The organism is Aminobacter sp. J41 (genome assembly GCF_000526635.1).
In the GTDB taxonomy this organism is placed as follows: domain Bacteria; phylum Pseudomonadota; class Alphaproteobacteria; order Rhizobiales; family Rhizobiaceae; genus Aerobium.
The window spans coordinates 1-1528 of sequence record NZ_JAGL01000097.1; the positions used below are offsets into that span (position 1 = coordinate 1).

Sequence of the window (1528 nt, forward strand, 5' to 3'; positions counted from 1 at the left end):
AGCCTGCCAGCAGTAGCAGCACGCTGACCAACCCGGCCAAGCCGGACAGCACGGCGACCAATGCCGTCAGTTACACCACGCGGTGGGACACCATCAAGCAGGCCGCATTTCGGCGGCTCGTGTAAGTTTCATTTTTGTCTCCGTAAGGCGGAAAGCGAGTGAGCAAAAAAAAGACCGCAGCACCCGCCGTGAACGCATTTCGGCGGCGGGCGCGCGATCAACCCGACCGCTGCGTCGGGGATGAGGTGGGCCGCCGGTTCATCCGCGGTCGGCCCCGCGCGCGAGCGCGCAAAACTCTTGGCGAAAAAAGGCGGGGCGGCCGAAGCCGCCCCAATGCTCGCCGACAGGTCGTTTTTCCGACTAACCGACCCCACTGCCTGCCGCGACTGAGGAGCAAGTCGCAACAGATGTTCGTGCTGCGTAACCAGAAGAACCGCAGCGCGAAAGAAGGAGCATAAAACGTAGAAGGGCTGCCTCGCAGCAGCCCTCCCACCTTAGCCAACTTCGTCCGTATCGGCCCGTATTCAGGCGGATTTCTTTCTTATAATCAGGAAGTTATCGTTTGCCGATTTGATCTTTGGTCGACCAAGGAAGCCATGAACGATAGCAAGTCCGCGCATCACCAGACCTTTGCCCACCGCTGTTGCGGTTGACCCCGAATAGCCCTCTTGTTCGCCTATCCAACTAAGCGTCTGCCCGCCGAGGACTGCGTCTTCGAACGGCTCCAAGAGACCGCCCAGTGCGATACGAATGCGATTAAGCCGCGGCCTCTTGTCGATGTAATCCGCGATTGTGTGCTCGTTGATCTCGACATGTAAGCTGCGGGTCCGCCCAATAACCGGATCTCCATCCTTAGCCGCGGCAGCGGGCAGTATCCGTTTGGCAGGTTGGGGATACGGTTTCTTACTTCGCTTGACTTCACTGCGATACTCGATCTCGCCGCCTGGTACGCGGGTGCCTTTAAAGCCCTTGGCGGCCGCAGCATCCACTTCAGCAACTCCATCACGGAGCGTGTTTCGGTAAACGACTTCCAGGCCGCTGGACTTGTCGTACGACTGCCCCTTCAGCGGCTCCGCTTCGCATAGGGCAACAAGCTGACGGTATTGCAAAGCTGCTTCAATCAGGTCATGCCGGCGCTCGCGACGCAACACGTCAAGAAGCGGGAAGTCTTCTCGCTCACTTGGTTTGCAATCCGGATCGCCGATAGCTTGGCGCCTTTCAAACTTGCGTCGCATCTTGCCTATGGCCTTTTCCTCCGCTTCACGCTTCTGTCTCGCCCGTTCTCGTCCTTCGGCACGCTCTTCCGGCGTGGACTTGCCTCGAGTGGCCACATCCGTTGCCGGAATGAGGGGCACCAGAAGGCCTTTCTCATCGCGCAAAAGCTTGCCGCCAGCATCGCGTCGAAAACGCGTTGCTGTACGGTAAGGATGGTCGTCTTTGAGGCAGGGTTGATGCTCGCCGTTAGTCTCGGCCGCAAGATGCTCCTTCGTTCCCAAAAATCTGCTCCATATACGTTGCTCCTTCGTTC

General features: G+C 58.6%; 1 protein-coding gene. It reads right to left on the minus strand.

Translation table 11 applies throughout. The features are described from left to right. Positions 1-524: 524 nt before the first annotated feature. The coding region (locus L630_RS23070) for a hypothetical protein (RefSeq protein WP_210164333.1) at positions 525-1528 on the minus strand (1004 nt) is incomplete at its 5' end.